The organism is Herbiconiux sp., from assembly GCF_004297105.1.
Taxonomy (GTDB): domain Bacteria; phylum Actinomycetota; class Actinomycetes; order Actinomycetales; family Microbacteriaceae; genus Herbiconiux.
The window spans coordinates 268,729-293,955 of the sequence record NZ_SCVE01000020.1 but is presented as its reverse complement, the minus strand read 5'-3'; the positions used below and the strand labels follow the sequence as shown (position 1 = coordinate 293,955).

Below are 25,227 nucleotides of genomic sequence, written 5' to 3'. Positions count from 1 at the left end.
ATGCGGGTCAGCTCTCGCCGCCCGCGGACCCCGAGGTGCCCGCCGTCACGTCGTACAGACGGTACTTCTCGATGGCCCACGACGGGGCGTTCTGATCGACCTCACCGCGGGCGGCGAGCTGCTCGAGAACACGAACCACCACGGAGGGGCCGTCGATCTTGAAGAAGCGTCGGGCCGCAGCGCGGGTGTCGGAGAAGCCGAAGTCGTCGGCACCGAGAGTGGCGTACTCGCCGGGCACGAACTGCCGGATCTGGTCGGAGACCGCGTGCATGTAGTCGGTGACCGCCACGAACGGGCCGGGCGCGTCCTGCAGCTTCGTGGTGACGTACGGCACGTGGCGTTCCTCGTTCGGGTGGAGGAAGTTGTGCTCCTCCGCCTTCAGGCCGTCACGACGCAGCTCTGTCCACGAGGTGACCGACCACACGTCCGCCGACACGCCCCAGTCGTTGGCGAGCAGCTCCTGGGCCTCGAGCGCCCACGGAACGGCGACACCGGATGAGAGGATCTGCGCCTTCGGGCCTTCGATCGTGCCGCTCTTGAGCTTGTAGATGCCCTTGACCAGGCCTTCGACGTCGAGACCCTCGGGCTCGGCGGGCTGCACGTGCGGCTCGTTGTAGACCGTGAGGTAGTACATGACGTTCGGGTCGGGGTGCGTGCCGCCGTACATGCGGTCGAGACCGGTGCGCACGATGTGGTTGAGCTCGTAGCCGTAGGCGGGGTCGTACGACACCACGGCGGGGTTCGTGGCCGCCAGCAGGTGCGAGTGGCCGTCGGCGTGCTGCAGGCCCTCACCGGTGAGCGTCGTACGCCCGGCGGTGGCACCGATCACGAAGCCGCGCGCCATCTGGTCGCCTGCCGCCCACAGGGCGTCGCCCGTGCGCTGGAAGCCGAACATCGAGTAGAACACGTAGATCGGGATGAGCGGCTCGCCCTGGGTGGAGTAGCTCGTGCCCACCGCCGTGAACGACGCGAGTGCACCCGCCTCGTTGATGCCCACGTGGATGATCTGGCCCTGGGGGCTTTCCTTGTAGGCCAGCAACAGCTCGCGGTCGACCGAGGTGTAGGTCTGGCCCTTGGGGTTGTAGATCTTGTTCGACGGGAAGAACGCGTCCATGCCGAACGTGCGCGCCTCATCCGGGATGATCGGAACCACGCGGTTGCCGAAGTCCTTGGCGCGGGTGAGGTCTTTGAGAAGACGCACGAAGGCCATGGTGGTGGCGATCTCCTGCGTGCCCGACCCCTTCTTGAGGGTCTGGTACGCGGAGTCGTCGGGCAGCGTGAACGCGGTGTGCTTCGTGCGGCGCTCGGGCAGGTAGCCGCCGAGCGCGCGACGGCGCTCGTGCATGTACTCGATCGCCTCGTCGCCCTCGGCCGGCTTGTAGTACGGCGGGAGGTAGGGGTTCTCCTCGAGCTGGGCGTCCGTGACCGGGATGTGCATCTGGTCGCGGAAGGTCTTGAGGTTGTCGAGCGTCATCTTCTTCATCTGGTGGGTCGCGTTGCGGCCCTCGAACGCCGGCCCCAGGCCGTAGCCCTTGATGGTGTGCGCCAGGATGACGGTGGGCTGGCCCTTGTGCTCGGCGGCCGCCTTGAACGCGGCGTAGACCTTGCGGTAGTCGTGGCCGCCGCGCTTGAGGTTCCAGATCTCGTCGTCGGAGTAGTTCTTGACGAGCTCGAGGGCGCGGGGATCGCGGCCGAAGAAGTTCTCGCGAACGTAGGCGCCCGACTCGGCCTTGTAGGTCTGGAAGTCGCCATCCGGAACCGTGTTCATGAGGTTGAGCAGTGCGCCCTCGGTGTCGCGGTTCAGCAGGTCGTCCCACTCACGGCCCCAGATGACCTTGATGACGTTCCAGCCGGCACCGCGGAAGTAGCTCTCGAGCTCCTGGATGATCTTGCCGTTGCCGCGCACCGGGCCGTCGAGACGCTGCAGGTTGCAGTTGATCACGAAGTTCAGGTTGTCGAGGCCGTCGTTCGTGGCCACCTGGAGCTGGCCGCGCGACTCCACCTCGTCCATCTCGCCGTCGCCGAGGAAGGCCCAGACCTGCTGGTCGGATGCGTCCTTGATGCCGCGGTTGGTGAGGTACTTGTTGAGCTGCGCCTGGTAGATGGCGTTGATGGGGCCGAGGCCCATCGAGACCGTCGGGAACTGCCAGAACTCGGGCATGAGGCGCGGGTGCGGGTAGCTGCTGAGACCGCCGCCGGCGCGGGACTTCTCCTGGCGGAAGCCATCGAGCTGGTCGGCGCTCAGGCGGCCCTCGAGGAAGGCGCGGGCGTAGGTGCCGGGTGAGGCGTGGCCCTGGATGAAGATCTGGTCGCCGCCGCCCGGGTGGTCGTGACCGCGGAAGAAGTGGTTGAAGCCCACTTCATAGAGCGCGGCCGACGAGGCGTAGGTGGAGATGTGGCCGCCGACGCCGATGCCCGGGCGTTGCGCGCGGTGCACGGTCATCGCCGCGTTCCAGCGGATCCAGGCGCGGTATTTGCGCTCGAGCGACTCGTCGCCCGGGAAGTCGGGCTCGTTCTCGGGCGCGATGGTGTTGATGTAATCGGTCGTCGGAACCATCGGCACGTTGAGGTGCAGTTCTTTCGAGCGCTTGAGGAGGCTCAGCATGATGTCGCGGGCACGGCCGTGACCTTGGGCCTTCACGAGGGCGTCGAGCGATTCGTTCCACTCGGCGGTCTCTTCGGGATCGATATCGACGTGTCCCGCCGAATAAGGGTCCTGGTCGTTGACAGTCACCGGCGACCTCTTTCTGTTGTGTACAGATCTGTTCGTGTCGGGCGCATCGCTCCGGATGAGGTGCGGAACGCCACCGACAAGCCTACTGACTTTCCGTGGCACGCTCGTCCGAGTGCGCGCTGTGAGCCGCTTGGTGCGGGGCTCGGGCGGGTCTAGGATGGCAGGCGCCTTTGCCGGAACGACGACCGGCCGTGGAAAGGAAGCCATCATGGCTTTGGAGAACGACACTCTGGCACCCGACTTCGATCTTCCCAACCAGTTCGGGGAGCGCGTGCGCCTGAGTCAGTTCCAGGGAAAGAAGCCCGTCGCGCTCGTCTTCTTCCCGCTCGCCTTCTCCGGAGTGTGCACCAGCGAATTGTGCACCCTGGAGGAGAACATCTCCCTCTTCAAGAACGCCGACGTCGAACTCATCGGCATCTCCGTCGACTCCAAGGCCACACTGCGTGCCTGGTCCGAGAAGGAGGGCTACGACTTCACTCTCGTCGCCGATTTCTGGCCCCACGGCGATGTCGCCAAAGACTACGGCGTGTTCCTCGAGGAGAAGGGCTTCGCGAACCGCGCGACCTTCCTCATCGACACCAACCGCATCATCCGCGCCTCCTTCATCACCGCACCGGGTGAGGCCCGCTCGATCGAGGCGTATCGCGCCGCCGTCGAAGACCTGGTTCCCGCGCGCGTCTGAGCCGCTGGGTGCCGCGAGGCCATGAACGGGGAGCTTCTTTCGCGAGAATATTAGCTGTCAGCTTATTTCTTCGAGATATTAGCTGTAGGCTAATAGTCATGGACCGCACAGCCGTCGCCGTGATCGCCGACATCGTCGACTCCCGCAAGATCGCCGACCGTCGCTCGGTGCAAGCTGAGATCGTGGCCGCGTTCTCCGGGGTCAACTCGCTGCTGCCCGGCGTGCAGAACCTGCATCCCACGGTGGGTGACGAGTTCCAGGCCCTCTACTCCACCGTCCCGGCGGCGCTGGAGGCCACACTCCTCGCGCGGCTGGCCCTTCCGGAGGGCATCGACTGCCGCTTCGGCATGGGGCTCGGTGCCGTGTCGGAAGTCGGCCAGGGGAGTGCCGGGCCCGTCCAGGACGGGGCAGCCTGGTGGTTGGCGAGAGAAGCCATCGATGAAGCGCACGACCGGGAGAAGTCACGAACACCGAGCCTTCGCGGATGGTTCCGCGAAGCGGCCGGCGATGCCGCCCTCGAGCCGGCCGTGAACGCCTACCTCCTGGCCCGGGATCACATCGTGGGCTCGATGAAGGGCCGTGCCCGGCGTCTGACGTTCGGCGCACTGTGCGGGCTGAGGCAGGATCAGCTCGCGGCCCAGGAGGGCATCACGCAATCAGCGGTGTCTCAGGCGCTGCGGCGCTCGGGCGGCGCCAGCCTCATCGCAGCGATCGACGAGCTCGGACTCACCCCGTGATCATCGGAGCGGTGCTGCTCGTCATGATCGGCGGGGCCGACCTGCTGCGCTCTCAGACGGCCCTGTCGGGGCGAGCGGGGATCGCATCGGTGATCGTGTTCTGGTCGGCGACGCTGATCCTCGCCGTCACGGGCCTCGGTGTGCCGCTGTGGTGGGCAGTGATCCCGACGGTGCTCTCGATCGGCTGGGTGCTGTCGACCTCCACGAACCCGGCCGTCCGTTCTCCGGGCAGGATCGCCCCCGCGATCGGCGTATTGCTGGCCGAACTGGCGGCGATCGCAGCCGACCGCGCTGTTCCTGTTCCGAGCGGATACCTCGTCGACTGGCACGAGGCATCCGTGGCGTCACCGGTGCCGCTCGTCGCGGTCGTCATGGGAGTGGGATGTGCGCTCTTCCTGATCGAGAGCGCGAACGTGATCGTACGGGCGGCGCTCCGGCCGACGGTCGTCGAGAGTGCGGAGGTGGCGGTCGCGGTGGCGGCTCCGGCACGTTCACCTCGATGGTGGTCGAAGGCGGTCGAGGCCGAGCCGACGGCCGCCCGACTTCCCGACCTCCGCGGCGGCCGTCTGATCGGCCCGCTCGAAAGGCTGTTGATCGTGGCTCTCACCCTAGGTGGTGCCCTGCCCATCGTGGCCGGTCTCCTGGCGGCGAAGGGCATCGTGCGCTTTCCGGAGATATCGAACGATGCCGCCCGGGGATCCAAAGCGGAGTACTTCCTGGTGGGAAGCCTGGTGAGCTGGGCCGTGGCGATCGCGGCGGTCGGCGTGATCTGGATATCAGCCCACAGCTGATATTCACCGAATAGAAGCTGTGGGCTAATGTAAGCCGTCAGCCGAGAAGGCTCACTCCGCGGGCGATCACGAGTGCGAGCAGCACGAAGCCGGCGAAGGCCTCGAGGCCCATCAGGAGCTTCGCCCGGTGGGTGAGAGGCATGACATCCGTGGGGCTGAAGGCCATGGAGTCGCTGAGCGAGAAGTAGAAGTAGTCGACGAATCCGGGGAGCCAGTTGCTGGTGCGCGACGAATGCGCGGCGACCTCGGGGGAGGCGTCGTGGTCTTCGTCCTGCGGGAACCGGAAGTCGGCCGGGGGCAGCTTCTCGCGGGTGCGCTGGGTGCGCACGACGGGGCCGCCGCGGTCGAGCTCCCAGTAGAGCAGGGCGAAGCCGATGACGTTGGTGATCCACACCTGCAGCGCAGCCAGAAGGACGGTGGGCCCGTCGGAGGTGTTCGCGACCAGGAGCTGCACGAGCACCACGAGGAGCACCTGGTTGGTGGCCCCGATCAGGAGCACGAGCCCCACGCTCACGCGGCGCGACCAGGTGGTCTGCCGGCGCAGCCGGTGCGGGTTGACGATGATGACCGGGATGAGAAGGAGCAGGCACACTCCGATCACACCGAAGCGAACCTCGCCGAACAGATCAGGCGGAAGCGTGGCGTAGCTCAGCAGGATCACGAAGACCCCGATGGCGGCGGGCCAGCGGTGCTCCGCCTCGGCCCTCTCCTTCTTCGCCGAGGGTGCGTCGTCTTCTGCCACGCCCCGAAGTCTAGGCCTGTATGCTTTTCACGCACCGCAGGGTGCGAGGGGGCCTTTAGCTCAGTTGGTAGAGCGCCACGTTTACACCGTGGATGTCATCGGTTCGAGCCCGGTAGGGCCCACTGCGAGTGGGTGGCGTGATGGACTTTGGTCCACGATTCGGCGTGCGTAGCTGGCGAGGCTGGTCGCATGAGCGAATCGACCGTCACCATCTCCCACCCCGAGGCCGCTCGAGCCGGTCTCGGTGAATTCTCCCGCGTCGTGGTCGGCGTCGACGGGTCCGAGGCATCGATCGATGCTCTGCGCAAAGCGGGGGTCATCGCCGAGGCCTTCGGCGCGAAGCTCGACGTGGTGTGCGTGTGGACGTACCCCATCTCCCGCTACACGGTCGTACCGCCGGAGTGGTATCCCGATCGGGATGCCGCCCACACGGTGCGTGAGGTGGCCGCGGTCGTCTTCGGTGAGACCAAGCCGGACTACGTGAAGCTCTCGATCGTGGAGGGATCCGCGGCGCGCGTACTGATCGATGAGAGCGACACGGCCGACCTGATCGTGACGGGAAGCCGGGGTCACGGTGGATTCGCCGGTCTGTTGCTCGGGTCGGTCAGCGCGGAGATCGCCGCCCATGCGCACTGTCCCGTGTTGATCGTGCATCCGCACGCCGCGCCGAAGTCGCACCACGGCAGCCCGAAAGAGGGCGGGGAAGCGGCCGGATGACGTCAGCCCGCAGGCGAGAGATGACAGAGCGCCGCGCGGGGCAGGCTGTAGTGGCCGGGGCCCCGCCGTGGTACTTTCACGCTGAGCCCTCAGGAGGTGCCATGTCGGATTCCATCTCCTTCCCCGACCTCCCGCGCTCGGAGCTCGACCGCACCATCGATGAACTGATCGCCCGCGCGAACGAGGTCAGACAATCGCAAGGCCGGTTGCGTGCGTTGTTGCGGGCGACCCAGGCGGTGGCGGAGGAGATCGATCTCGGTGTCGTGCTCCGCCGAATCGTCGAGGCCGCTGTCGAGCTCGTCGGTGCGGAGTACGGAGCGCTCGGAGTCATCGCGCCGGACGGCCATGGTCTCGAGGCGTTCATCCACGTGGGTCTGGATTCCGACGCGGTCGACCGGATCGGACATCTGCCCGAGGGGCACGGATTGCTCGGGGCGGTGATCTCCGACTCCGAGCCGATCCGCCTCGAACGCATCCGGACGGATCCACGGTCGTCGGGTTTCCCGTCGGGGCACCCCGAGATGGAGGGATTCCTCGGTGTGCCCATCCGGGTGCACGGCGCGGTGTACGGCAACCTCTACCTCACCAATCCCCGCCGGGGGCACTTCTCAGACGAGGACGAGCAACTCGTCGGTGCCCTGGCCGCCACCGCGGCATCCGCCATCGATCATGCCCGCATCCTGCTCGAGGCGCGCACCCGCGAGCGATGGATGACCTCGTCGGCCGAGATCGCCGTCGCGTTGTCGGACACGGATGCGAACCGCGCGTATGCGACGCTCGCGGAAGAGTTGATCAGCCGCTCCGACTCCCAGCTGCTCACCATCCTCGTGCCCGGGCACGAGCCCGGTACCGTGCACGTCGCCGCCGCACGGGGGGAAGGCGCCGCCGCCCTCGACGGCACCGACCTCCGCGCCGCCACGACACTCGCCACCGAGGTGCTCGATTCCGGGACGTCGATCATCGCGCCGCCGGTGCACACCGGCGCCGACCGTCACGCCGACCCGTTCACCATCACGCGCGGCGAGGCCACGGGGCCCGCGATCTACATCGCCCTGACCGACGGGACGACCGTCTGGGGAGTCCTGGTCACCGCCCGGGAACCGGGCCGGCCCAGCTTCACCCCCACCGACCTCGACGTCGGCGTCGACCTCGGGGAGCGGATCAGTGTCGCTCTCGCTCTCGCCCGCGCGCGGGAGGATCAGCAGCGGGTGGTGATGCTCGAAGACCGCGGACGTATAGCGCGAGATCTGCACGACCACGTCATCCAAGACCTCTTCGGCACCGGTCTGGAGCTGCAGAGCCTCTCTGCGACCACCGGGCCGGAGGACCGGGCGCGACTCGACGAGGCGGTCGCCCGCATCGACCGGGTGATCGTGCAGATACGGAAGATCGTGTTCGCACTGAACCCACCTGCCGACGACACATCGGCGACGGCACGGCATCGCGTGCTCGACATCGCCGCGGATGCATCCAAGGCGCTGCCCAACCCGGTCACCGTGAGTTTCATCGGTCCGGTCGATCTGTTCGTGAACAGCGGCCTGGCCGATGAAGTGACCGCAGTGGTGCGAGAACTGCTGAGCAACGTCGTCAAGCACTCAGGGGCCGCGGATGCCGGGGTCACCCTCTCCGTCGACGACGCCGACATCCGGGTCGAGGTCAGTGACGACGGCATCGGCCTTCCCCCGACGGTGCACATGAGCGGGCTGGCGAATCTGACCGCGCGGGCGGCTTCGCTCGGCGGCACGATGGACGTGTCCTCCTCGGCGAACGGCACCCGCGTGACCTGGCGCATCCCCATTCGAGACGACGACGAGAGCAGGAACGGATGATCAGGGTGGCGTTGGTCGACGACCACGAAATCGTGCGAAGGGGGGTTGCCGATCTCCTGGAGACCAGCCCCGACATCGAGGTCGTGGCCGAGGCCGGAACGGTGGCTCAGGGACTGGCGCGCATCACCGCGACCGCCCCCGATGTCGCCCTGCTCGACATGCGCCTTCCGGATGGGAACGGCATCGAGCTCTGCCGGGAACTGCGGTCGCGGCTCGAAGGCATCCGGTGCGTCATCCTCACCGCCTATGACGACGACGACGCCGTGGTCGCGGCGGTGGTCGCCGGAGCATCCGGGTACCTCCTCAAAGACGTGCGGGGCCCGAGCCTGATCGATGCGATCATCGCCGTCGCCGCGGGTCGTTCCCTCCTGCACCCTGCGGCCTCGCGGAAAGTGTCGCAACGGGTACGGTCTGAGTCGCGCGACGACCCCCGATTCGGTTCACTCAACATCCGCGAGCGTCAGATCCTCGGGCTGATCACCGACGGACTGACCAATCGGCAGATCGGCGAGCGGCTCGGGTTGAAGGAGAAGACCGTGAAGAACTACGCCTCGAACATGCTGCGCAAGCTCGGACTCGAACGCCGAACCCAGGCCGCTGTGCTGGGCTCGGAGCACCGCGACGAGCTCTGACCACGGCGCGGGCCGGTTGCCGGCGTGCACGTGATGGACCTTGGTCACCCGTCGCCCGAACGAGCCGGCGCAGGATCGGCACATGACTCCTTCACCCGTTCTCACTCCGACGGACCGAGACCTCCAGCAGGCGATCATCGATGAACTCGACTGGACTCCGGGCGTCCACCCCGCCGCGATCGGCGTCGCCGTCATCGACGGCGTCGTCACGCTCGCCGGCGAGGTCGCCTCGCTGCCCGAGAAGAACGCCGCCGAGAAGGCCGCCCTCCGGATCGAGGGCGTGCGCACCGTGGCGAACGACCTGGTCGTGCGCGGAACCGTCGACGCAGCCGCGAGCGACGAGGAGATCGCCCACCACGTCAACGAGGTGCTGACCTGGACGACCACGTTGCCCACGGGCGCGGTCGTCGCGACCGTCCACGACGGGGCCGTGATCCTCACCGGTACCGTCGACTGGGACTACCAGCGCCGCGCCGCACGCAAGGCGGTGCAGGATCTCCAGTCCGTGCGCTTCGTCGACAACCGCATCGAGCTCACCCGACGGGTGTCGGCCCGAGATGCGGGCGAACGGATCCGCAATGCTCTGCGGCGAGATGCTCTCATCGACGCTCACAACATCACCGTCACCGTGACCGACACGACCGTTCGACTCACCGGCACGGTGCGATCCTTCGAGGAGAAGCGCGAAGCGGAACGTGCCGCCTGGAACTCGCCTCACGTGCAGAACGTCGACAACCGGATCAGCGTCGACGCCGAGGGGCTGAGATGACCGATGTCGCCCCCGCGACACGGCTGCCCGCGGGGGGAGTGGATCTCGTCTACGCGAGCGAGGCCGGCACCATCGAAGGGCGCCTGCACACCGAACCCGACGCCAAGGGCGTCATCGTCCTGGCCTACCCGACCGCGTATTCCCGGTTCGGTCAGCATGATGAGGCCCTCTGCGCCATCGCCCACGCACACGGGTACAGCACCCTCTCGGTCGATCTCCTCACCCCCGAGGAGACCACGGTGCGAACAGGCGAGCTCCGCGCGCACCTCCGGCAGCGGTTGTCGGCCGTGTTCGAGGACTGCCACCGGCGTGGCCAGGCCCGCGTGCTCGTGTTCGCGATCGGAGAGGCCGCACCTGAGGCGGTGCCGGCCGCTCACGGCCGCCATGTGCACGCCATCGTCACCTGCGCGCTGCCCGGAACGGTCACTCTCGAGGAGACGGATTCCGACTGCGAGGCTTCGAGTGTGCTGGAATGCACGCCGACACTCGATGAGCCGCTGACCTGGGACGAGATCGATCGGGCGGTCCGGCGCGCGATGGTCTGGTTCGATGCCGGTCTCCCACAGCGGGATTCGGCCAACCCATGAGTGGCACAGCCACGCTCTCCCGGGTCGTCGTGCTCTACGAGTCGATGTTCGGCGCCACTCGGCACGTTGCCGCGACCATCGCCGATCAGCTCCGCCCTTTCGCCGAACTCACGCTCGTGGATGCCGCCGACGCCGATCCCGCCGAACTGGTGCAGGCCGCCTTCATCGTCGCCGGAGCACCCACGCACGCGTTCGGGCTGAGCTCCGAGACGACACGGAAGGAAGCGCGTGCGACGGCCGAACGCAGCCACGGCGATCTCGTGTTCGAATGGGCGGATGTCTCGCACGGTCTGCGAGAACTGCTGCGCGCGTTGCCGAGAGCGTCGAAGCCGACCTATTTCGCCGCGTTCTCGACTCGGAGCGCCAAGGCGCAACGGCTGTTCACCGGCTCGGCAGCTCGACGGATCGACCGCGACATCCGCGCCGCCGGGTACCTGCCGCTCTCTCCGCCTCACGATTTCCTCGTCGACGCCTCGCACCGGCTCATCGACCGGCAACTGCTCGACGCCGCCGAATGGGGACAACACCTCGCGAGCCGGCTGAACCTCGGTCGCGAGCGCCAGCTCGGCCAACGTCCACCGGGTTGAGCGACGGCATGTGACCAAAGACCACTGTGAACGCGCTCTCCGACCTTTGACTGGTGGCACCGAGGAAGGGGAACAGCGATGAGCGACACGATCGACGCAGCGAAGCTGGTGACCGACGAGGAGTGCTGGCAGAGGCTGAGCGAGAACACGCTGGGGCGCCTCGTCGTGAACGCAGCAGGAGAGATCGACGTCTTCCCCGTGAACTACGTGGTCTCCGATGACGTGCTCTACCTCCGCACCGCCCCCGGCACCAAACTGCTCGAGCTGACCATCCACCCCCACGTCGTCTTCGAGATCGACCATGTCGACGCCGGGTCGGCGTACAGCGTAGTGGTCAAAGGCTCGGCTGAGGAACTGCACCAGCAGGACGAGATCGACGCGGCCGACTCGCTTCCACTCGTGCCGCTGCTGCCCACCCTCAAGTACCGCTGGGTTCGGATCCGCCCCACCACGCTCACCGGCCGGGCCTTCCGGCGCGGACCGGAACCCGAGCGCTACTGATGTCGCGGCCGGGCATCTCCGTTCTGATCGGCAGGAGCCATCCATGACATCGACACCTCGCTCGCCCAGGATCTCCGCCGACGACGGGGTCGCGACGCTGGATGAGGACGAGTGCTGGCGACTGCTCGAGGCCTCCCGGTTCGGCCGCCTCGCCGTCAGCGACGAGGACGGTGCCGACATCTTCCCCATCAACCACCTCGTGAACGGCGGCAAGGTCTACTTCCGGAGCGCGCCCGGAACGAAGATCGTCAGCCTCACCGAGCGGCCCGACGTCGCGTTCGAGACCGATGGCACCGAGCATCGACAGCGGTGGAGTGTCGTGCTCCGCGGCCGTGCACGCCGGCTCGACGTCGACGCCGAGATCGAGGCATCCGGAGTCGCCGAACTGCACACCTTCACCCGGTCGACCAAGTGGAACTACTTCGTCATCACCCCGCGCACCCTGACGGGCGTGCGATTCACGGCCGACCCCGCTCGTGGGTGAGGTGACCGCGGACCTGCTCACCACGCCGCTCCGGGGCCTTTCCCGCGAGGAAGCAGCACGGCGGCTCACGCGGATCGGCCCCAATGCCGTGCACCGGAAGCGGGCCACGGTGCTCCGTGTGCTGCTGCGCCAGTTCCGCAGCCCGATCCTGCTGTTGCTGATCGTGACCGCGGGCGTCTCGTTCGTGGTCGGTGACAGCACGAACTCCCTCATCATCGGGGTGATCCTGGTGGCGAGCATCGGGCTCGGCTTCGCCAACGAATTCCGGGCAGAACGGGCGGCGGATGCCCTGCACGACAGCGTGCGCCATCACGTCACGGTGCTGCGGGATGGACGGGCACTCCCTGTCGACGTCGTCGATCTGGTTCCCGGCGACCTCGTGCGGCTGAGCGTGGGAACAGTCGTCCCGGCCGACATGACGGTGCGGGAGGAGCGCGATCTCCGTTGCGACGAGGCGATCCTCACCGGCGAATCCGAACCGGCCCGGAAGTCGACGCCGAGGGACGGCCACGATCCCGCAGACTCGATCCTGCAGATGGGCACCATCGTGCACACGGGCAGCGGCCTCGGCGAGGTCACCGCGACCGGCACGCGCACAGCGTTCGGGCGGATCGCCGAGGGCTTGGGGGAGTCGGCGCCGGTCACCGAGTTCCAGCGGGGTCTCAGCCGATTCTCCGTGCTGCTGCTGGAGGTTGCGCTGGTTCTGACGACGCTGATCTTCGTGGCCAACCTGCTGTTGCAGCGCCCGCTCATCGACTCCCTGCTGTTCTCCCTCGCGATCGCGGTGGGCATCACACCTCAGTTGCTGCCCGCGGTCGTCAGCACCAGCCTCGCCGCCGGCACCCGCGCACTGGCGCGCAGGAAGGTGCTCGTGAAGCGTCTCGTCTGCATCGAGGACCTCGGTGATCTCGACCTCCTCGTCACCGACAAGACGGGAACCCTCACTCAGGGCAGGATCGCTTTCGATCGGGCTGTGCCGGTCGAGGGCGACACCGACGACACCGAACTGATTCACCTGGGACTGATGGCCAGCGAGGTCGGATTCACGGATGCCGCCCTGGATGTCACGGGCCTGAACTCGCTCGACACGGCGCTCTGGGAGCACGCGGGTTCGGGCGCGTTCGCCTCGGCACGACAGGCGCCGCCGCTCGCCGTGCTCCCATTCGATCACGAGCGCCGGATGACCAGTGCGCTCGTCCAGCATCCGGGCGGGGAGTCGGTGCTGGTCGTGAAGGGTGCCCCCGAGGACGTGATGGCTCGATGTTCCGACCTGGCCGCAGGTTCCCTCACGACACTCGACTCCTTGTACCGCGACGGCGAACGGGTTCTCGCCGTTGCGACCAGACCGGTTCCCGGAGCCACGACCCTCACCCGCGATGCCGAGCGCGACCTGCGGCTGATCGGCTTCCTCGTGTTCGCCGACCCGATCAAGGCCGACGCCGCCGCGTCGGTGGATCGCCTCGCCCGGCTGGGAGTGGCGGTGAAGATCGCCACGGGTGACAGCGCCGTGGTCACCGAGAAGCTGTGCGCCGATCTGGGGATCGTCTCCGAAGGCACGCTGTCGGGAACCGACCTGGATCGGCTCGACGACACCGAGCTCGCGGCCGCGGCACGCACCACGACGATCTTCGCCCGGGTGAGCCCGGAACAGAAGGCCCGCATCATCCGGATGCTCCGCACGAAGGGCCACTCGGTCGCGTTCCTGGGAGACGGGGTGAACGATGCCCTCGCGCTCCATCAGGCCGACATCGGTGTCTCGGTGGACTCCGCCGCCGACGTGGCGAAGGATGCCGCCGACGTGATCCTCCTCGACAAAGACCTCGGTGTGCTCTCCGACGGAGTTCTCGAGGGGCGCCGCATCTTCGCCAACACCATGAAGTACGTGCTCATGGGCACCTCGAGCAACTTCGGCAACATGTTCAGCGCGTCGATCGCGTCGGTGGCGCTGTCATTCCTGCCCATGCTGCCCGGGCAGATCCTGCTGAACAATCTGCTGTACGACACCGGGCAGATGGCCATCCCGACCGACCGGGTCGATCCTGAGCAGCTGGAGCGGCCGTCGCACTGGGACATCTCGTTCATCCGGCGGTTCATGCTCGTGTTCGGCTCCATCAGCAGCATCTTCGACTTCGCCACCTTCGCCCTCATGCTGGTCGTGTTCAACGCCGCGGCGGGGGAATTCCGGGCCGGCTGGTTCATCGAGTCGATCGCCACGCAGACTCTCATCGTGTTCGCCATCCGAACCCGCCGGGTTCCGTTCTTCCGTAGCCGCCCCTCGCTCGCACTGGTCGGCTCGGCGCTCGGCGTGGTCGCCGTGGGGATCTGGCTCCCGCTGTCCCCGCTCTCGGGTCTTCTCGGGTTCACTCCCATCCCCGCATCGTTCTTCCTCGCGCTCGTGGGGACGATCGTCGTCTACCTCGTGATCGTCGAATTCGCGAAGAAGGCCTTCTTCTCCCACGCCGCCCGAACACCGGGCCGGGCGCGGCCTCGGCGCGACCGGACGGGTCATCAGGTGCGGCGGAGGTCAGCCCGTTTCACCGAGAAGACGTCGTGAGGACTTTGGACCATCGCCGCTCGATTCCCTGCCGCTAGATTCACGGGATGGAAACAGTCATCTCGATTCTGCACGTGGCCGGAGCCGTCTTCATCGTCGGGCCCATGGCCATCCTCCCGATGTCCGCGCTCAGAGCGGCACGAGCAGGTGACGGCCATCAGGTCGCGACCCTCGCGAGGTCGACCAGCATCTTCAGCTATCTGTCTCTGATCGTCTTCCTGCTGGGCTTCGCCCTCGTCGGGCTTGCCGACCCGAAGTACGACCTCTCGATCACGACCCCCTGGGTCCTGGCGTCCATCGTGCTGTACCTGATCGCTGTCGTGATCAGCCTGGTGGTGGTCGTTCCCGGGATGAAGCGCGCCGCCCGGGCCGGGGAGGCGGGCGCCGCCGCGGTCGCCGACGGAGGCACCGCCGCTGTGGCAGCCATGTCGGACCGCGCGAGGATCAGCGCAGGCTCGGGTGTGGTCGCCTTACTGCTGGTTGCCGTCGTCGTGCTCATGGTCTGGAAGCCCTGACACCCCCGCGAAGGCCGAGTGAACCGCATCCGGAGCCCGTCGTAGGGGTCAGGCGGCGGTGTCGACCCGAATCGCCTTGGCGATCGCAGCAGCGAGCACCAGGAGGCCCTTCGCGGTCGGGTGCACCCCGTCGAACTGCATCAGCTCGGGATGGCCGGCCAGAGGCTGACCGATGTCGAGATAGTGCGCCCCGGTGGCCTCCGCGGCATCCTCGACGGCGGTGTCGAGCAGGCCCAGTTCGGCCGGCGGCGGATCGGCCCCCCAGAAGGCGTTGAGTGCGATGATCCGCGCCTTCGGCAGCGCGTCGTGCAGGTACGCGAAGGTCGCGGATGTCGCCTGCGCCACCTCGTCGGGATCTGCATCGAGGTCGTTGCTGCTGGCCGCGATGATCACGATGTCGGGATTCAGGGCGACGGCCTCGGCGGCCTGGTCCTGAAAGGTGTCTCCGTCGTCGCCGGGGGTGGCGAACCCGGATCCGTCGCTCGCCAGATCGGTGAGCTGCCAGTCGGTGGCCTGCCCGATCAGCTGGGGCCAGGCCTTGCTGGGCGTGAGGCCGTGTCCGTCCATGATCGAGTCACCGATGGCCACCACGACCGGCCCGGGCTCGCCGGGAGCGGGCGTCGCGGTCGAGTGCGCGGGCAGCGCCGACCTGCTGCCGACATGGAGGGGCGGAACGGGCACCCAATCGGCGCCGACCCAGGTCACCGCACCGGAGACGAGTACGACGGCGGCCACGGCGACCGACGTCAGCCGACCCGCCTGGTTCGAACCTCTCACCAGCCGCCCTTCCTCACCCTGCGACGCTATCGCGCCGAACCCGGGTAGCGACCCGATCGGCCTGTCAGATCGCTCAGAATCCGAGTCCGACCCTGTCTCACGGCTGGACCAGATCGCCCGCCGGCGAGGCGGGAGGAGTCTCCGACGCGATGGATCCGGCCGCTCTGCGCGAGCTGAGACGGTGCCGGATGAGGCGCGGGAGGAGGTCGACCGCTGCGCCGATCACGGTGGCCAGCACCACCGCGAGGACTACGGCGAGGATCGGGTCGTTCGCCGCCCAGGCCGACGCAATGGTTCCCACGAAAACCGAGTAGGCCGCCCACGCGAGACCGGCGAGGGCCGCGATCGGCACGAACCGGCGGAGGGGGAGCCCGGATGCTCCTGCCGCCAGATTCACGATCATGCGCCCCACCGGCACGAAGCGTGCCGTGAGCACGAGCCCGGCCGGGCGCCGGGTCACCGCATCCGATGCTCGCTCGAGGGCGGCGGCGACGCGGGGCCGACGCATCCAGCGGAAGCGCGTCATTCCCACCCTCCGGCCGATCAGGAACGCCAGCGTGTCACCCAGCACAGCACCGGCGGCGGCGACCACGGCGACGACGACGACCGGGGGCTGGCCGGTGGCCACGCCCGCCGCCACGATCGCGACGAGGATCGTCTCGCTCGGCACCGGAGGAAAAAAGCCGTCGAGCGCACAAGCGAGGAACAGCACGACGCAGAGCAGTGGCGAGGCGAGAAGCGCGGTCAGGAGCGGAAGCAGATCGAGCGTAGGCATCGCCTCTCCTCTCGCGGGCCGCGTCGCGCACATGCGGCGTTGCATCGACCGTAGGTGGTCGAGGGCTCTGGCCGGTACCGTCTTCAGCCACGACTCGGCGGATGCTCGGCTGACGGCGGCCGAGCGTAGGATCGCGTCTCATGGCAGAGACTCCATCACCCCGCACGATCGTGATCACGGGCGCCAGCTCCGGAATCGGAGCCGTTGCCGCAGCCCACTTCGCCGAGCGCGGCGACGAGGTCGTGGTCGTGGGCCGCAACCCCGACCGCACCCGGGCCGTCGCCCGCACGATCGGGGCGCAGTTCCATCTGGCCGACTTCGACCGCCTCGACGAGGTGCGCTCCCTCGGTGAGGCACTGAGAGCCCGTCACGACTCGATCGACGTGCTGCTCAACAACGCCGGCGGCCTCGTCTCGAAGCGCACCGAGACGGCCGACGGGCACGACGCGACGATCCAGAGCAACTATCTCGCGCCGTTCCTGCTCACCCGGATGCTCCTGCCGCAGCTCGAAGAGAGCGCCCGGCACGGGGGCACCGCCCGCGTCATCGGCACCTCGAGCCTGGCGAACCGCTGGGGCCACCTCGACCTCGACGATCTCGACTCCCGTCGACGTCCGTGGCGCGGCGGCTGGCGCGCCTACGGCACCGCCAAGCTCGCGGTGGTGCTGTTCACCCGCGAACTCGCGCGCCGAACCGCGGCCGAAGCCGCTGCGGCCGCGCACGGCACGAGCGCCGTCGAGGCGTACTGCGTGCATCCGGGAACCGTGGTCACCGGCTTCGGCACGGGCTCGCCGCTCATCCGCTTCGGCACCGCGCTCACCGGCGGCCATTGGGGAGTCGGCCCGGAGGTCGGCGCCGCCCCGCTCATCGCGCTGGCCTCCGATGCGCCTGTGCCCGCGGCCAGCGGCGCCTACTTCGACCGGATGCGCCCCAACGGCGCCGTGGCGGCTCAGGCGCGCGACACCGCACTCCAGGCCGAGCTGTGGACGCGCACGGAGAAACTGCTGGGACTCCCTGCCAAGTAGTCTGGTGGGGTGCCGACGACCGTATCCGATTTCAATGCCGTGATCGAACGGCTCTGGCCCACGGCATTCGCCGAGTCCTGGGACGCGCCCGGCCTCATCAGCGGCGCCCCGCACGACACCGTGAGCCGCGTGCTGCTCGCCGTCGACGCGGTCTCCGACACCGTCGACCAGGCGGTGGGGCAGAACGCCGACGTGCTCTTCGTGCACCATCCGCTGCTCCTGCGCGGTGTCACCACGGTGGCCGAGACCGGGTACAAGGGAACGCTGCTCGCCGAACTCATCCGTGCCCGCTGTGCACTCGTCGCCGCCCACACGAACGCCGACATCGTCGAAGACGGCACATCGGCGGTGCTCGCGGCGAAGCTCGGGCTTCTGCGCCAGGAGCCGCTCCAGCGCGGTGAGCGGCCCGGCACCGGTCTCGGCCGCATCGGCCTGCTTCCCGAGCCCACCAGTCTCGGCCGGCTCGCTCGGGCGCTCGGCGACATCCTGCCACCCACGGCCACCGGCGTGCGCGTGGCCGGAGACTACGAGCAGATCGTCTCCACCGTCGCTCTCTGCGGAGGCGCCGGCGATTCGCTGCTCGGTCTCCCCGCCGTGCAGAACGCGGATGTCTACATCACCTCGGATCTGCGCCACCACCCCGCCTCGGAGACGCGCGAGCAGCGCCTCTCGTTCGGTGGGGGCCCCGCTCTGATCGACGTCTCGCACTGGGCGAGCGAGTGGCTCTGGCTCGAGACGGCCGCCCGCCAGCTCGCCGCCGTGCTGCCCGATGTGGAGTTCGTGGTGAGCGACATCCGCACCGACCCGTGGGACTTCGTGGTCACCCAATGAGCCCCGATCGCACCCGCTCCGAACCAGCCGCCCCCCTCTCGAAGGACCGCCCATGAAGGCACCCGCATCCGAACAGCGCAAGCTCCTCGACCTGCAGGCCGCAGACAACCGCGTGACGCAGCTGCTGCACACCCTCCGCACCCTCCCGCAGGAGGCCCGGCTCGCCGAATTGCAGCGCGACTCCGCCGCGGCCCGCTCGGAGTTCGCGGGCGTGAACGGTGAACTCGAAGACGCCCAGGCCGAGATCGCGCGGGTCGAGGGCGACATCGCCACCGTCGCCGCCCGCGAGAAGCGCGACCTCGAGCGCATGCAGGCCAGCTCCTCCACGAAAGACGTTCAGGGCCTCGAACACGAGCTCGCCTCGCTGAAGGTGCGCCGATCGAACCTCGAAGACATCGAGCTGGAGGTGATGGAGCGGGTCGAGGAGATCGAGCTGCGGCTGTCGGCCATCACGGCCCGCCGCGACGACATCGCCACCGAGGAGCGCCTGCTCGCCGCTCAGCGCGACGAAGCGAAAGCCCGCGCCACCACCCAGCTCGAGGTCGCCCAGTCGGAGCGCTCGGCGATCGCCGCGGGAATCGACCCCGAGCTCCTCGGGCTGTACGACCGCCAGCGCCAGCGCTACGGCATCGGGGCGGCCCTGCTGCAGCGCGGCATCTCGCTCGGCACGAACGTCACGCTCACGGGGTCCGACCTGGCGCGAATCCGCGACGCCGATCCGGATGAGGTGCTCCTCGACCCCGAGGGCACCTGCATCCTCGTGCGCACGGAGGAATCGGGGCTCTGACCCCGGGTGCGCGGCATCCGCGGCCGGGTCCGGGTCCGGCGACGCACGGCTGCGGCTCTGAGGTGAATGGGCCGGCGATACGCCGGGTTCTGTGAGGGAGCGAACTCCCCGACGGCCATCTATCTAGGAGCTGCGTTGCCGCAGCCCTCGAGCGGTCTACCCGGAAGCTCCGCGAGCAGCCTCAACGCTTCCTGTCTGACCTTGCTCCGGGCGAGGTTTACCGAGCCGACCGCGTCACCGCAGCCTCTGGTGGTCTCTTACACCACCGTTTCACCCTTACCGCGGGCCGGAGCCCGTGGCGGTCTGTTCTCTGTGGCACTGTCTCGCGGGTTACCCCGGGTGGGTGTTACCCACCGCCCTGCTCTGTGGAGCCCGGACGTTCCTCGGCACCGTCCCGGGCATGAAGCCCGGTGCGGCGACGCGACCGTCTGCCGGCCCATTCACTCGGGCAAGCATACGGCACGGGCGGGACGGGCATCCCGCCCTCATCACTCCAAGAAGGTGGTCTTCATCGTCGAGAGGCAGGCCGCGCCCAGGATGCCGGCGTTGTTGCGCAGGGTCGCCGGCACGATCTCGGTCGAGAGGTCGAGCAGCGGGATGAACTCCTCGAAGTTCTTCGAGACGCCGCCGCCCACGATGAAGAGATCGGGGGAGAAGAGCTTCTGCAGCTGGTCGTAGTACTTCTGCAGGCGGGCGGCCCACTTCTTCCAGCTGAGGTCTTCGCGCTCCTTGGCCGAGTAGGCCGCCTTCGTCTCGTAGTCGACGCCCTCGATCTCGAGGTGGCCGAGCTCGGCGTTCGGGATGAGCACACCGTTGTAGATGAGCGCCGTGCCGATGCCGGTGCCGAGCGTGGTGACGATGATGAGGCCGCCGCGACCCTTGGCCGCGCCGTACTTCACCTCGCCGAAGCCGGCGGCATCCGCGTCGTTCACGAAGGTGATGTCGCGGCCGAGCTCCTTCTCGAAGAGCTTCTCGGCCTCGAAGCCGATCCACTTCTTCGACACATTGGCCGCCGACATGGTGACACCGTGCCGCACCACCGCGGGGAAGCAGATGCCGACCTGGGCGGCTGCGGGGATCTCGCCGAGCGAGTCCACCAGCTGCAGCACGGTCTGGGCGATGTCGTCGGGCCTGCCGCCCTCGGGGGTGGCGAGCTTCTTGCGCTCCGTGAGCAGCTCGCCGGTGGTGACATCGACGATCGCCCCCTTGATCCCGGTTCCGCCGATGTCGATGCCGACGGCGACCGTGTCGGGGGTGTTCTCGGTCATGGCGCGGTCAGCTGTTCTCTGCGGCGTCGTCTTCGGCCCATTTCGCGCTGTTCGCGCGCAGGGTCTCGAGGGCGTGCTCAGCCTCTTCATGCGTGGTGAAGGGTCCGACGCGGTCGACGGCCGACGAGACATAGCCCTTCTCGACGGCGCCCGTCTTCATGTTGTACCAGTACTGGGTCGACGGGTCTTCGCTCATCATTCCTCCATGGTCGTGGTTCGGGAGAGGACTCCCCGCACAGATCCTATTGCGGGTGCCGGGCGGGCGGGCGTGGCGGCACGGCCGCGCTAGTCGTACGAGTGCTCGGTGCCCGGGTAGCTGCGATCGTCGACATCCGCGCGGAAGCGGGTGACAGCATCCGTCAGTACGCCGCGCAGGTCGGCGTACTGCTTCACGAACTTCGGGATGCGGCCTGTCGAGAAGCCGGCGAAGTCGGTCCAGACGAGGAGCTGGCCGTCGACATCGGGGCCGGCGCCCACACCGATGGTGGGGATGCGCAACGCCTTCGTGACCTTCGCGGCGGCCGCGGCGGGCACCATCTCGAGCACCACGGCGAAGGCCCCGGCATCCTGAACCGCGAGTGCATCGGCGAGCAGAGCCGCCTCGCCCTCACCGCGCCCCTGGATGATGTGGCCGCCGAGGCCGTGCTCGCTCTGCGGCGTGAAGCCGATGTGCGCCATCACGGGGATGCCCGCATCGACGATGCGCCGGATCTTCTCCGCGCTGCGCACGCCGCCCTCGAGCTTCACGGCGTGGGCCCGCGACTCCTTCATGAACCGTACGGCCGTGTGCAGAGCCTCCTCGGCGCTGTTCTCGTAGGAGCCGAACGGCATGTCGGCCACCACGAAGGCGCGCGACACGGCACCCGCGACGCCTCGGGCGAGAGGGATGAGTTCATCCACCGTCACCGGCACCGTGGTGTCGTAGCCCAGCACGTTGTTGCCCGCCGAGTCGCCCACGAGCAGGAAGTCGATGCCCGCCTCGTCGAAGATCTGGGCCGAGAGCATGTCGTAGGAGGTGAGGCCCGTGATGCTGATGCCGGTGTCTTTCGCGTTCTGGAAGTGGCGGGTGCGAACCCGCTTCGTGACCGGCTTCTCTGACGGCGTCGTCTGCTCTGGCATCTCCTCAGTGTAGTTGCGAGGCGCGAGAGGGCGGATGCGATAGCTTGGTGGGCACGTAACCCGAATGCGTACCTGGTGACCCGAACTCGAGAGGGAGACGTGGGCCGTCGAAGAATTGCGCCATTCGCGTTGGTCGTCGCTGTCGCCGCCGCATTGCTGGGAGGCACAGCCGTCTCGGCGAGCGCGGCCACCGTGGCGGAGAGCAGCTGCCCCGAGGGGGTGCCTGCCACAGCGACGTGCGGAACACTGACCGTTCCCGAGGTGCGGGCCAAGCCCGATTCGCGCACCATCTCGATGCCCTATGTGGTGCTCAAGGCCTCGAGCGGGGCGGCCACGGCATCGCCCATCGTCACCATGGCGGGTGGGCCCGGCCAGAGCTCGTACTCAGCGGCGATCGCCCTCGCCGACAATCCGCGCATCGGAGCGAACCGCGACGTCATCGTGCTCGGCCAGCGCGGCGGGATCGACTCGAGCAACCCGCTCGACTGCCCCGCGGCATCCTCGGCGTACTCCGACACGTTCACCACGGATGACTCGCCCGCCACCGAGATGACGGCCGTCAGCGTCGAGGTGAAGAACTGCATCGCGGCCTTCACCGAGGCCGGCGGCGACGTCACGGCGTACGCCAAGACCGACATGGCCGCGGATGTCGTCGACCTCCGCCAGACCCTCGCCATCCCGGTCTGGACCGTCTTCGGCGACTCCTGGTCGACCAAGGTCATGCAGACCGTGGCGGTGACCGATCCCTCGGGCGTCGACGCGGTGGTGATGAACGCGTTCTCGCCCGTCGACCGCGACGTCAAGGGTGACGCGTACGTGGCGCTGTCCAGCGCGCTCAGCAGCCTGTCGGCCTCCTCGCAGGGCCAGTACCCCGACCTGAACGCCGATCTCACGGCTGCGGCCACGATCTTCAGTGATGACCCTGTGCACGGGTTGATGACGAACCCCATCACGGGTGCGCAACGCTACTACTCGCTCACCGGATCCGACGTGGTCACGATCGTGCAGCAGGCCCTCTACGACCCCGCCACCGCGGCGGCCGTGCCCTACCTGCTCTCACGGCTGGCGGCGGGGGAGACGGATGCGATCAACCCGTTCATTCCGGCGGCGCTCGACAACGTGGCATCCACCAGTCTCGGGCTCTACTGGCTGAACTCGTGCCGCGACGAGCAGCCCTTCTGGTCGCTCGACCCCACCGCGCCGGCCGCGGAGGGTGCGGTGGACACGACGCCGGTGCCCCTGCCGGTGCTGACCTACCTCACCGCCACCGACGTGGTGTGCGCGGGGCAGGGTCTCGCGCCGTCACCCTCCGAGACGCGTGCATTCGGTGCCGTCGGCCAGCCCACTCTGATCTTCGCGAGCACGACCGACCCGCTCATCCCCGTGCAGGCGGCCCAGGGCGGCCAGGCGGCGTTCCCCAACAACCAGCTCGTCACCCTGGCCTCGCTCGGGCGAGCCGGCGTCACGGCCGACCCGTGCGGCATGGATCAGCTCGCGACCTGGTTGGCCGCACCGGGCACTCCCGTGCAGACGGCGTGCATCGACGGGGAGACCATCTATCCGATCATCGATGGAGACTCCGTGCACGAGACGTCGCGCGTCGCCTCCGTGGTGGCCGCGGTGGAGGATCAGAACGCGTTCGAACTCACGATCCCCCTGATCTTCGGGGCATTCGTGGTGCTGTGGCTCGTGGGCTGGATCATCGCGGTGATCGTGCAGGCCGCCCGCCGGGAGCCCTTCGTGCTGCTGCTCGTGAGCGGCATCGCGCCGGTGACGGGTGCCGTGTTCCTGGCCGCGGTGTGGATCGTCATGGCCTCGACCCTCGCTGCGAACCCGGGCTTCGCGCTCGTGGGCGTGCCGACGATCGTTCCCTGGCTCGGCATCCTGCTGGGAGTCGGGTTCCTCGGCATCATCCCGGTCTGGCGCCTCGGCAACCGCCCCACGGCCGCCCTGGCTGCCTCCGCCACCCTGGTCTGGCTGGCGATGATCATCTGGTTCGTGTGGATCGCGGTGCTGAAGAGCTAGCTAGCGATTCGGCCGATACGTGATCGGCAACCGCCGGTCGCGCCCGAACGCGGTGCGCGAGATCTTCGGCCCGATGGCGCTCTGCCGGCGCTTCCACTCGGCGCGGTCGACGAGACCGGTGATGCGTTCGACGGTCGGCAGGTCGAATCCCTGCTCCACGATCTCGGCGATGCTGTGGCCGCCGTTGATGTAGGCCTCGAGGATCGCGTCGAGCACGTCGTATTCGGGCAGGGAGTCCTGATCGGTCTGGTCGGGCCGCAGTTCGGCCGACGGCGGCTTCGAGATCGAGTTCTCGGGGATCGGGGGAGTCTCGCCGCGCGCAGCGGCGTGCTCGTTGCGCCAGCGGGCCAGCTCCCAGACGAGCAGCTTCGGCACATCTTTCAGCGGCGCGAAACCGCCGACCGAATCGCCGTAGATGGTGGAGTAGCCGACGGCGAGCTCACTCTTGTTGCCGGTGGTGAGCACCAGGTGCCCCTCCTGATTCGACAACCCCATGAGGATCACCCCGCGGGCCCGCGCCTGCAGATTCTCGGCCGCGACATCCGTGAGGCCGAGCTGTGTCTCGAACGGGAGCACGAGGTCGGCGATCGCCTCCGTGCGGTAGTGCAGCCCGATGCGCTCGGCGAGGTCGTCGGCATCCGAGCGCGAGTGGCCGGAGGAGTAGCGCGACGGCATCGAGACGCCGTAGACGTTGTCGGCGCCGATGGCGTCGGCCGAGAGGGCCGCGCACACGGCGGAGTCGATGCCGCCCGAGAGGCCCAGGATCACTGACGGGAACCGGTTCTTCTGCACGTAGTCGCGCAGTCCGAGCACGAGCGCGTTCCAGATCTGCTCGCGGTCGTCGGGCAGGTCGGCGATCACCACCGGCAGGGGGGCCGATGAGGCGGCGACGGATGACTCGTCCACCGCTGCGGCGGGAGTCAGTTCGACGCGCTGGACGTCGGCCGGCAAGGGGGTCTCGGTGGCCCCTTCGGGGTCGATGTCGACGATCAGCAGGCCTTCGACGAACTGCGGCGATCGGGCCAGAACGGTGCCGTCGCGGTCGACCACGACACTGTCGCCGTCGAAGACGAGGTCGTCCTGCCCTCCGACGAGGTTCACGTACGCCACGATGGTGTCAGTCTCGACGGCGCGCCGCGTGACGAGCGGCAGACGCACCTCGTCTTTGTCGCGCTCGTAGGGGGAGCCGTTGATGACCACGAGGAGGCCCGCATCCGCGTGCAGTACCCGGCCCACGGGGCCGCCGTCGCGCCAGAGGTCTTCGCAGATGATGAGGGCCACGTCGACGCCCCGCAGCCGGAGCACGAGCAGCTCGTCGCCGGGGATGAAGATGCGGTACTCGTCGAACACCGAGTAGTTCGGCAGGTGGTGCTTGGCGTAGCGCGCGACGACCCGACCGCCCTGCAGCACACTGGCCGCGTTCTGAGCGATGGCGGTGGGCGCGTTGCTGGTGCCGAGCAGGCGCGGCTCGAACGGGCCGTCGGGATGGCCGACGATCACGGGGACGTCGCCGAGTCCGGCATCCGCGAGTTCGCGCGCGAGCAGTTCCACGCGGGCGTGCGCCGCGGCGAGGAAACTCGGGCGCAGTGCGAGGTCTTCGATGGGGTAGCCGGAGATCGCCATCTCGCCGAACGCGACGAGGTCGGCGCCCTGGGCGACGGCATCCTGGGTGAACCGGACGATCTCGCGGGCGTTGCCCTCGAGGTCCCCCAGAACGGGGTTGGTTTGGGCCAACGCTAAGCGAAGTCTCGGCATAGCC

The 25,227-nt window shown here is 68.3% G+C and carries 25 protein-coding genes, 1 tRNA gene and 1 other RNA gene; 18 read left to right on the top strand and 9 right to left on the bottom strand.

Annotated features, from left to right (window positions below; translation table 11 throughout):
• Positions 1-7 precede the first annotated feature (7 nt).
• On the bottom strand, positions 8-2,734 hold the full coding sequence (gene aceE, locus EPO52_RS17465) for a pyruvate dehydrogenase (acetyl-transferring), homodimeric type (protein ID WP_290809125.1): 2,727 nt from the start codon (positions 2,732-2,734) through the stop codon (positions 8-10).
• A gap of 208 nt (positions 2,735-2,942) precedes the next feature.
• On the opposite strand from aceE, the gene EPO52_RS17460 reads away from it, so the two are divergent.
• The 3 genes from EPO52_RS17460 to EPO52_RS17450 all read left to right on the top strand — a co-directional run bounded on the left by EPO52_RS17460 (position 2,943) and on the right by EPO52_RS17450 (position 4,944).
• A complete protein-coding gene (locus tag EPO52_RS17460) occupies positions 2,943-3,416 on the top strand; it encodes a peroxiredoxin (RefSeq protein ID WP_290809123.1) in 474 nt (157 codons plus the stop codon).
• Positions 3,417-3,514: 98 nt separating this feature from the next.
• The gene (locus EPO52_RS17455; RefSeq protein ID WP_290809121.1) at positions 3,515-4,153 is read left to right on the top strand and encodes a SatD family protein; all 639 of its coding nucleotides are present in this window, start codon (positions 3,515-3,517) and stop codon (positions 4,151-4,153) included.
• Positions 4,150-4,944 carry a hypothetical protein gene (locus tag EPO52_RS17450; protein WP_290809119.1) on the top strand — a complete coding sequence of 265 codons (795 nt, stop codon included), beginning with the start codon at positions 4,150-4,152 and terminating at the stop codon, positions 4,942-4,944. Before EPO52_RS17455 ends, EPO52_RS17450 begins: the two co-directional genes overlap by 4 nt.
• A gap of 37 nt (positions 4,945-4,981) precedes the next feature.
• On the opposite strand, the gene EPO52_RS17445 is transcribed toward EPO52_RS17450, so the two are convergent.
• Complete coding sequence (locus EPO52_RS17445; RefSeq protein ID WP_290809117.1) at positions 4,982-5,686, bottom strand: hypothetical protein; 705 nt, start codon at positions 5,684-5,686, stop codon at positions 4,982-4,984.
• Positions 5,687-5,735: 49 nt separating this feature from the next.
• Here EPO52_RS17445 and EPO52_RS17440 point away from each other — a divergent pair.
• The 11 genes from EPO52_RS17440 (at position 5,736) to EPO52_RS17390 (ending at position 14,861) form a co-directional block, all read left to right on the top strand.
• Positions 5,736-5,808, top strand: a tRNA-Val gene (locus EPO52_RS17440).
• A gap of 67 nt (positions 5,809-5,875) precedes the next feature.
• The gene (locus EPO52_RS17435; RefSeq protein ID WP_290809115.1) at positions 5,876-6,403 is read left to right on the top strand and encodes a universal stress protein; all 528 of its coding nucleotides are present in this window, start codon (positions 5,876-5,878) and stop codon (positions 6,401-6,403) included.
• 101 nt (positions 6,404-6,504) lie between these two features.
• Positions 6,505-8,232, top strand: coding sequence for a GAF domain-containing protein (locus tag EPO52_RS17430; protein ID WP_290809113.1), 1,728 nt, complete (start codon positions 6,505-6,507; stop codon positions 8,230-8,232).
• Positions 8,229-8,864, top strand: a complete 636-nt coding sequence (locus tag EPO52_RS17425) for a response regulator transcription factor (protein WP_290809111.1) — start codon at positions 8,229-8,231, stop codon at positions 8,862-8,864. The genes EPO52_RS17430 and EPO52_RS17425 overlap by 4 nt, the downstream gene beginning before the upstream one ends.
• Before the next feature lie 82 nt (positions 8,865-8,946).
• Positions 8,947-9,633, top strand: a complete 687-nt coding sequence (locus tag EPO52_RS17420) for a BON domain-containing protein (protein ID WP_290809109.1) — start codon at positions 8,947-8,949, stop codon at positions 9,631-9,633.
• Positions 9,630-10,220, top strand: coding sequence for a hypothetical protein (locus EPO52_RS17415; protein WP_290809107.1), 591 nt, complete (start codon positions 9,630-9,632; stop codon positions 10,218-10,220). Before EPO52_RS17420 ends, EPO52_RS17415 begins: the two co-directional genes overlap by 4 nt.
• On the top strand, positions 10,217-10,807 hold the full coding sequence (locus EPO52_RS17410) for a flavodoxin domain-containing protein (RefSeq protein WP_290809105.1): 591 nt from the start codon (positions 10,217-10,219) through the stop codon (positions 10,805-10,807). The genes EPO52_RS17415 and EPO52_RS17410 overlap by 4 nt, the downstream gene beginning before the upstream one ends.
• Positions 10,808-10,885: 78 nt before the next feature.
• A complete protein-coding gene (locus EPO52_RS17405) occupies positions 10,886-11,308 on the top strand; it encodes a pyridoxamine 5'-phosphate oxidase family protein (protein WP_290809103.1) in 423 nt (140 codons plus the stop codon).
• A 43-nt stretch (positions 11,309-11,351) separates the two neighbouring features.
• Positions 11,352-11,792: a pyridoxamine 5'-phosphate oxidase family protein gene (locus EPO52_RS17400; protein ID WP_290809101.1), complete on the top strand. Its 441-nt coding sequence runs from the start codon at positions 11,352-11,354 to the stop codon at positions 11,790-11,792.
• Between the two features lies 1 nt (position 11,793).
• A complete protein-coding gene (gene mgtA / locus EPO52_RS17395; protein WP_290809099.1) occupies positions 11,794-14,346 on the top strand; it encodes a magnesium-translocating P-type ATPase in 2,553 nt (850 codons plus the stop codon).
• 47 nt (positions 14,347-14,393) lie between these two features.
• Entirely contained in the window at positions 14,394-14,861 is a 468-nt protein-coding gene (locus EPO52_RS17390) for a DUF2269 family protein (protein WP_290809097.1), read from the top strand.
• Positions 14,862-14,909: 48 nt separating this feature from the next.
• On the opposite strand, the gene EPO52_RS17385 is transcribed toward EPO52_RS17390, so the two are convergent.
• Positions 14,910-15,638: an SGNH/GDSL hydrolase family protein gene (locus EPO52_RS17385; RefSeq protein ID WP_290809095.1), complete on the bottom strand. Its 729-nt coding sequence runs from the start codon at positions 15,636-15,638 to the stop codon at positions 14,910-14,912.
• A 97-nt stretch (positions 15,639-15,735) separates the two neighbouring features.
• Positions 15,736-16,413: a VTT domain-containing protein gene (locus tag EPO52_RS17380; protein ID WP_290809093.1), complete on the bottom strand. Its 678-nt coding sequence runs from the start codon at positions 16,411-16,413 to the stop codon at positions 15,736-15,738.
• A 140-nt stretch (positions 16,414-16,553) separates the two neighbouring features.
• On the opposite strand from EPO52_RS17380, the gene EPO52_RS17375 reads away from it, so the two are divergent.
• From EPO52_RS17375 to EPO52_RS17365, 3 genes are read left to right on the top strand one after another with little or no spacing between them, the layout of a single operon-like run.
• Positions 16,554-17,438, top strand: coding sequence for an SDR family NAD(P)-dependent oxidoreductase (locus tag EPO52_RS17375; RefSeq protein ID WP_290809091.1), 885 nt, complete (start codon positions 16,554-16,556; stop codon positions 17,436-17,438).
• Positions 17,439-17,447: 9 nt separating this feature from the next.
• Positions 17,448-18,269, top strand: coding sequence for a Nif3-like dinuclear metal center hexameric protein (locus EPO52_RS17370; RefSeq protein ID WP_290809089.1), 822 nt, complete (start codon positions 17,448-17,450; stop codon positions 18,267-18,269).
• Between the two features lie 52 nt (positions 18,270-18,321).
• Positions 18,322-19,056: a hypothetical protein gene (locus tag EPO52_RS17365; protein ID WP_290809087.1), complete on the top strand. Its 735-nt coding sequence runs from the start codon at positions 18,322-18,324 to the stop codon at positions 19,054-19,056.
• A gap of 62 nt (positions 19,057-19,118) precedes the next feature.
• Here EPO52_RS17365 and rnpB read toward each other — a convergent pair.
• The 4 genes from rnpB to panB all read right to left on the bottom strand — a co-directional run bounded on the left by rnpB (position 19,119) and on the right by panB (position 21,443).
• Positions 19,119-19,496, bottom strand: an RNA gene (rnpB, locus tag EPO52_RS17360) — RNase P RNA component class A.
• Between the two features lie 48 nt (positions 19,497-19,544).
• Entirely contained in the window at positions 19,545-20,324 is a 780-nt protein-coding gene (gene ppgK / locus EPO52_RS17355; protein WP_290809085.1) for a polyphosphate--glucose phosphotransferase, read from the bottom strand.
• A 7-nt stretch (positions 20,325-20,331) separates the two neighbouring features.
• A complete protein-coding gene (locus EPO52_RS17350; RefSeq protein ID WP_363340821.1) occupies positions 20,332-20,523 on the bottom strand; it encodes an SPOR domain-containing protein in 192 nt (63 codons plus the stop codon).
• 86 nt (positions 20,524-20,609) lie between these two features.
• On the bottom strand, positions 20,610-21,443 hold the full coding sequence (panB, locus tag EPO52_RS17345) for a 3-methyl-2-oxobutanoate hydroxymethyltransferase (RefSeq protein ID WP_290809083.1): 834 nt from the start codon (positions 21,441-21,443) through the stop codon (positions 20,610-20,612).
• A 129-nt stretch (positions 21,444-21,572) separates the two neighbouring features.
• Between panB and EPO52_RS17340 the strand changes: the two genes are divergently transcribed.
• Positions 21,573-23,468 carry an alpha/beta hydrolase gene (locus EPO52_RS17340; RefSeq protein WP_290809081.1) on the top strand — a complete coding sequence of 632 codons (1,896 nt, stop codon included), beginning with the start codon at positions 21,573-21,575 and terminating at the stop codon, positions 23,466-23,468.
• Here EPO52_RS17340 and EPO52_RS17335 read toward each other — a convergent pair whose 3' ends face one another.
• Positions 23,469-25,223, bottom strand: a complete 1,755-nt coding sequence (locus tag EPO52_RS17335) for an NAD+ synthase (RefSeq protein ID WP_290809080.1) — start codon at positions 25,221-25,223, stop codon at positions 23,469-23,471.
• Positions 25,224-25,227 lie beyond the last annotated feature (4 nt).

What these genes read in the sequence shown, in the direction of transcription:
- EPO52_RS17460 (WP_290809123.1), top strand. Translation starts at nt 2,943, where the DNA reads ATGGCTTTGGAGAACGACACTCTGGCACCCGACTTCGATCTTCCCAAC.
- EPO52_RS17455 (WP_290809121.1), top strand. Translation starts at nt 3,515, where the DNA reads ATGGACCGCACAGCCGTCGCCGTGATCGCCGACATCGTCGACTCCCGC.
- EPO52_RS17435 (WP_290809115.1), top strand. Translation starts at nt 5,876, where the DNA reads ATGAGCGAATCGACCGTCACCATCTCCCACCCCGAGGCCGCTCGAGCC.
- EPO52_RS17430 (WP_290809113.1), top strand. Translation starts at nt 6,505, where the DNA reads ATGTCGGATTCCATCTCCTTCCCCGACCTCCCGCGCTCGGAGCTCGAC.
- EPO52_RS17425 (WP_290809111.1), top strand. Translation starts at nt 8,229, where the DNA reads ATGATCAGGGTGGCGTTGGTCGACGACCACGAAATCGTGCGAAGGGGG.
- EPO52_RS17420 (WP_290809109.1), top strand. Translation starts at nt 8,947, where the DNA reads ATGACTCCTTCACCCGTTCTCACTCCGACGGACCGAGACCTCCAGCAG.
- EPO52_RS17415 (WP_290809107.1), top strand. Translation starts at nt 9,630, where the DNA reads ATGACCGATGTCGCCCCCGCGACACGGCTGCCCGCGGGGGGAGTGGAT.
- EPO52_RS17410 (WP_290809105.1), top strand. Translation starts at nt 10,217, where the DNA reads ATGAGTGGCACAGCCACGCTCTCCCGGGTCGTCGTGCTCTACGAGTCG.
- EPO52_RS17405 (WP_290809103.1), top strand. Translation starts at nt 10,886, where the DNA reads ATGAGCGACACGATCGACGCAGCGAAGCTGGTGACCGACGAGGAGTGC.
- EPO52_RS17400 (WP_290809101.1), top strand. Translation starts at nt 11,352, where the DNA reads ATGACATCGACACCTCGCTCGCCCAGGATCTCCGCCGACGACGGGGTC.
- EPO52_RS17390 (WP_290809097.1), top strand. Translation starts at nt 14,394, where the DNA reads ATGGAAACAGTCATCTCGATTCTGCACGTGGCCGGAGCCGTCTTCATC.
- EPO52_RS17380 (WP_290809093.1), bottom strand. Translation starts at nt 16,413, where the DNA reads ATGCCTACGCTCGATCTGCTTCCGCTCCTGACCGCGCTTCTCGCCTCG.
- EPO52_RS17375 (WP_290809091.1), top strand. Translation starts at nt 16,554, where the DNA reads ATGGCAGAGACTCCATCACCCCGCACGATCGTGATCACGGGCGCCAGC.
- EPO52_RS17365 (WP_290809087.1), top strand. Translation starts at nt 18,322, where the DNA reads ATGAAGGCACCCGCATCCGAACAGCGCAAGCTCCTCGACCTGCAGGCC.
- ppgK (WP_290809085.1), bottom strand. Translation starts at nt 20,324, where the DNA reads ATGACCGAGAACACCCCCGACACGGTCGCCGTCGGCATCGACATCGGC.
- EPO52_RS17350 (WP_363340821.1), bottom strand. Translation starts at nt 20,523, where the DNA reads ATGATGAGCGAAGACCCGTCGACCCAGTACTGGTACAACATGAAGACG.
- panB (WP_290809083.1), bottom strand. Translation starts at nt 21,443, where the DNA reads ATGCCAGAGCAGACGACGCCGTCAGAGAAGCCGGTCACGAAGCGGGTT.
- EPO52_RS17335 (WP_290809080.1), bottom strand. Translation starts at nt 25,223, where the DNA reads ATGCCGAGACTTCGCTTAGCGTTGGCCCAAACCAACCCCGTTCTGGGG.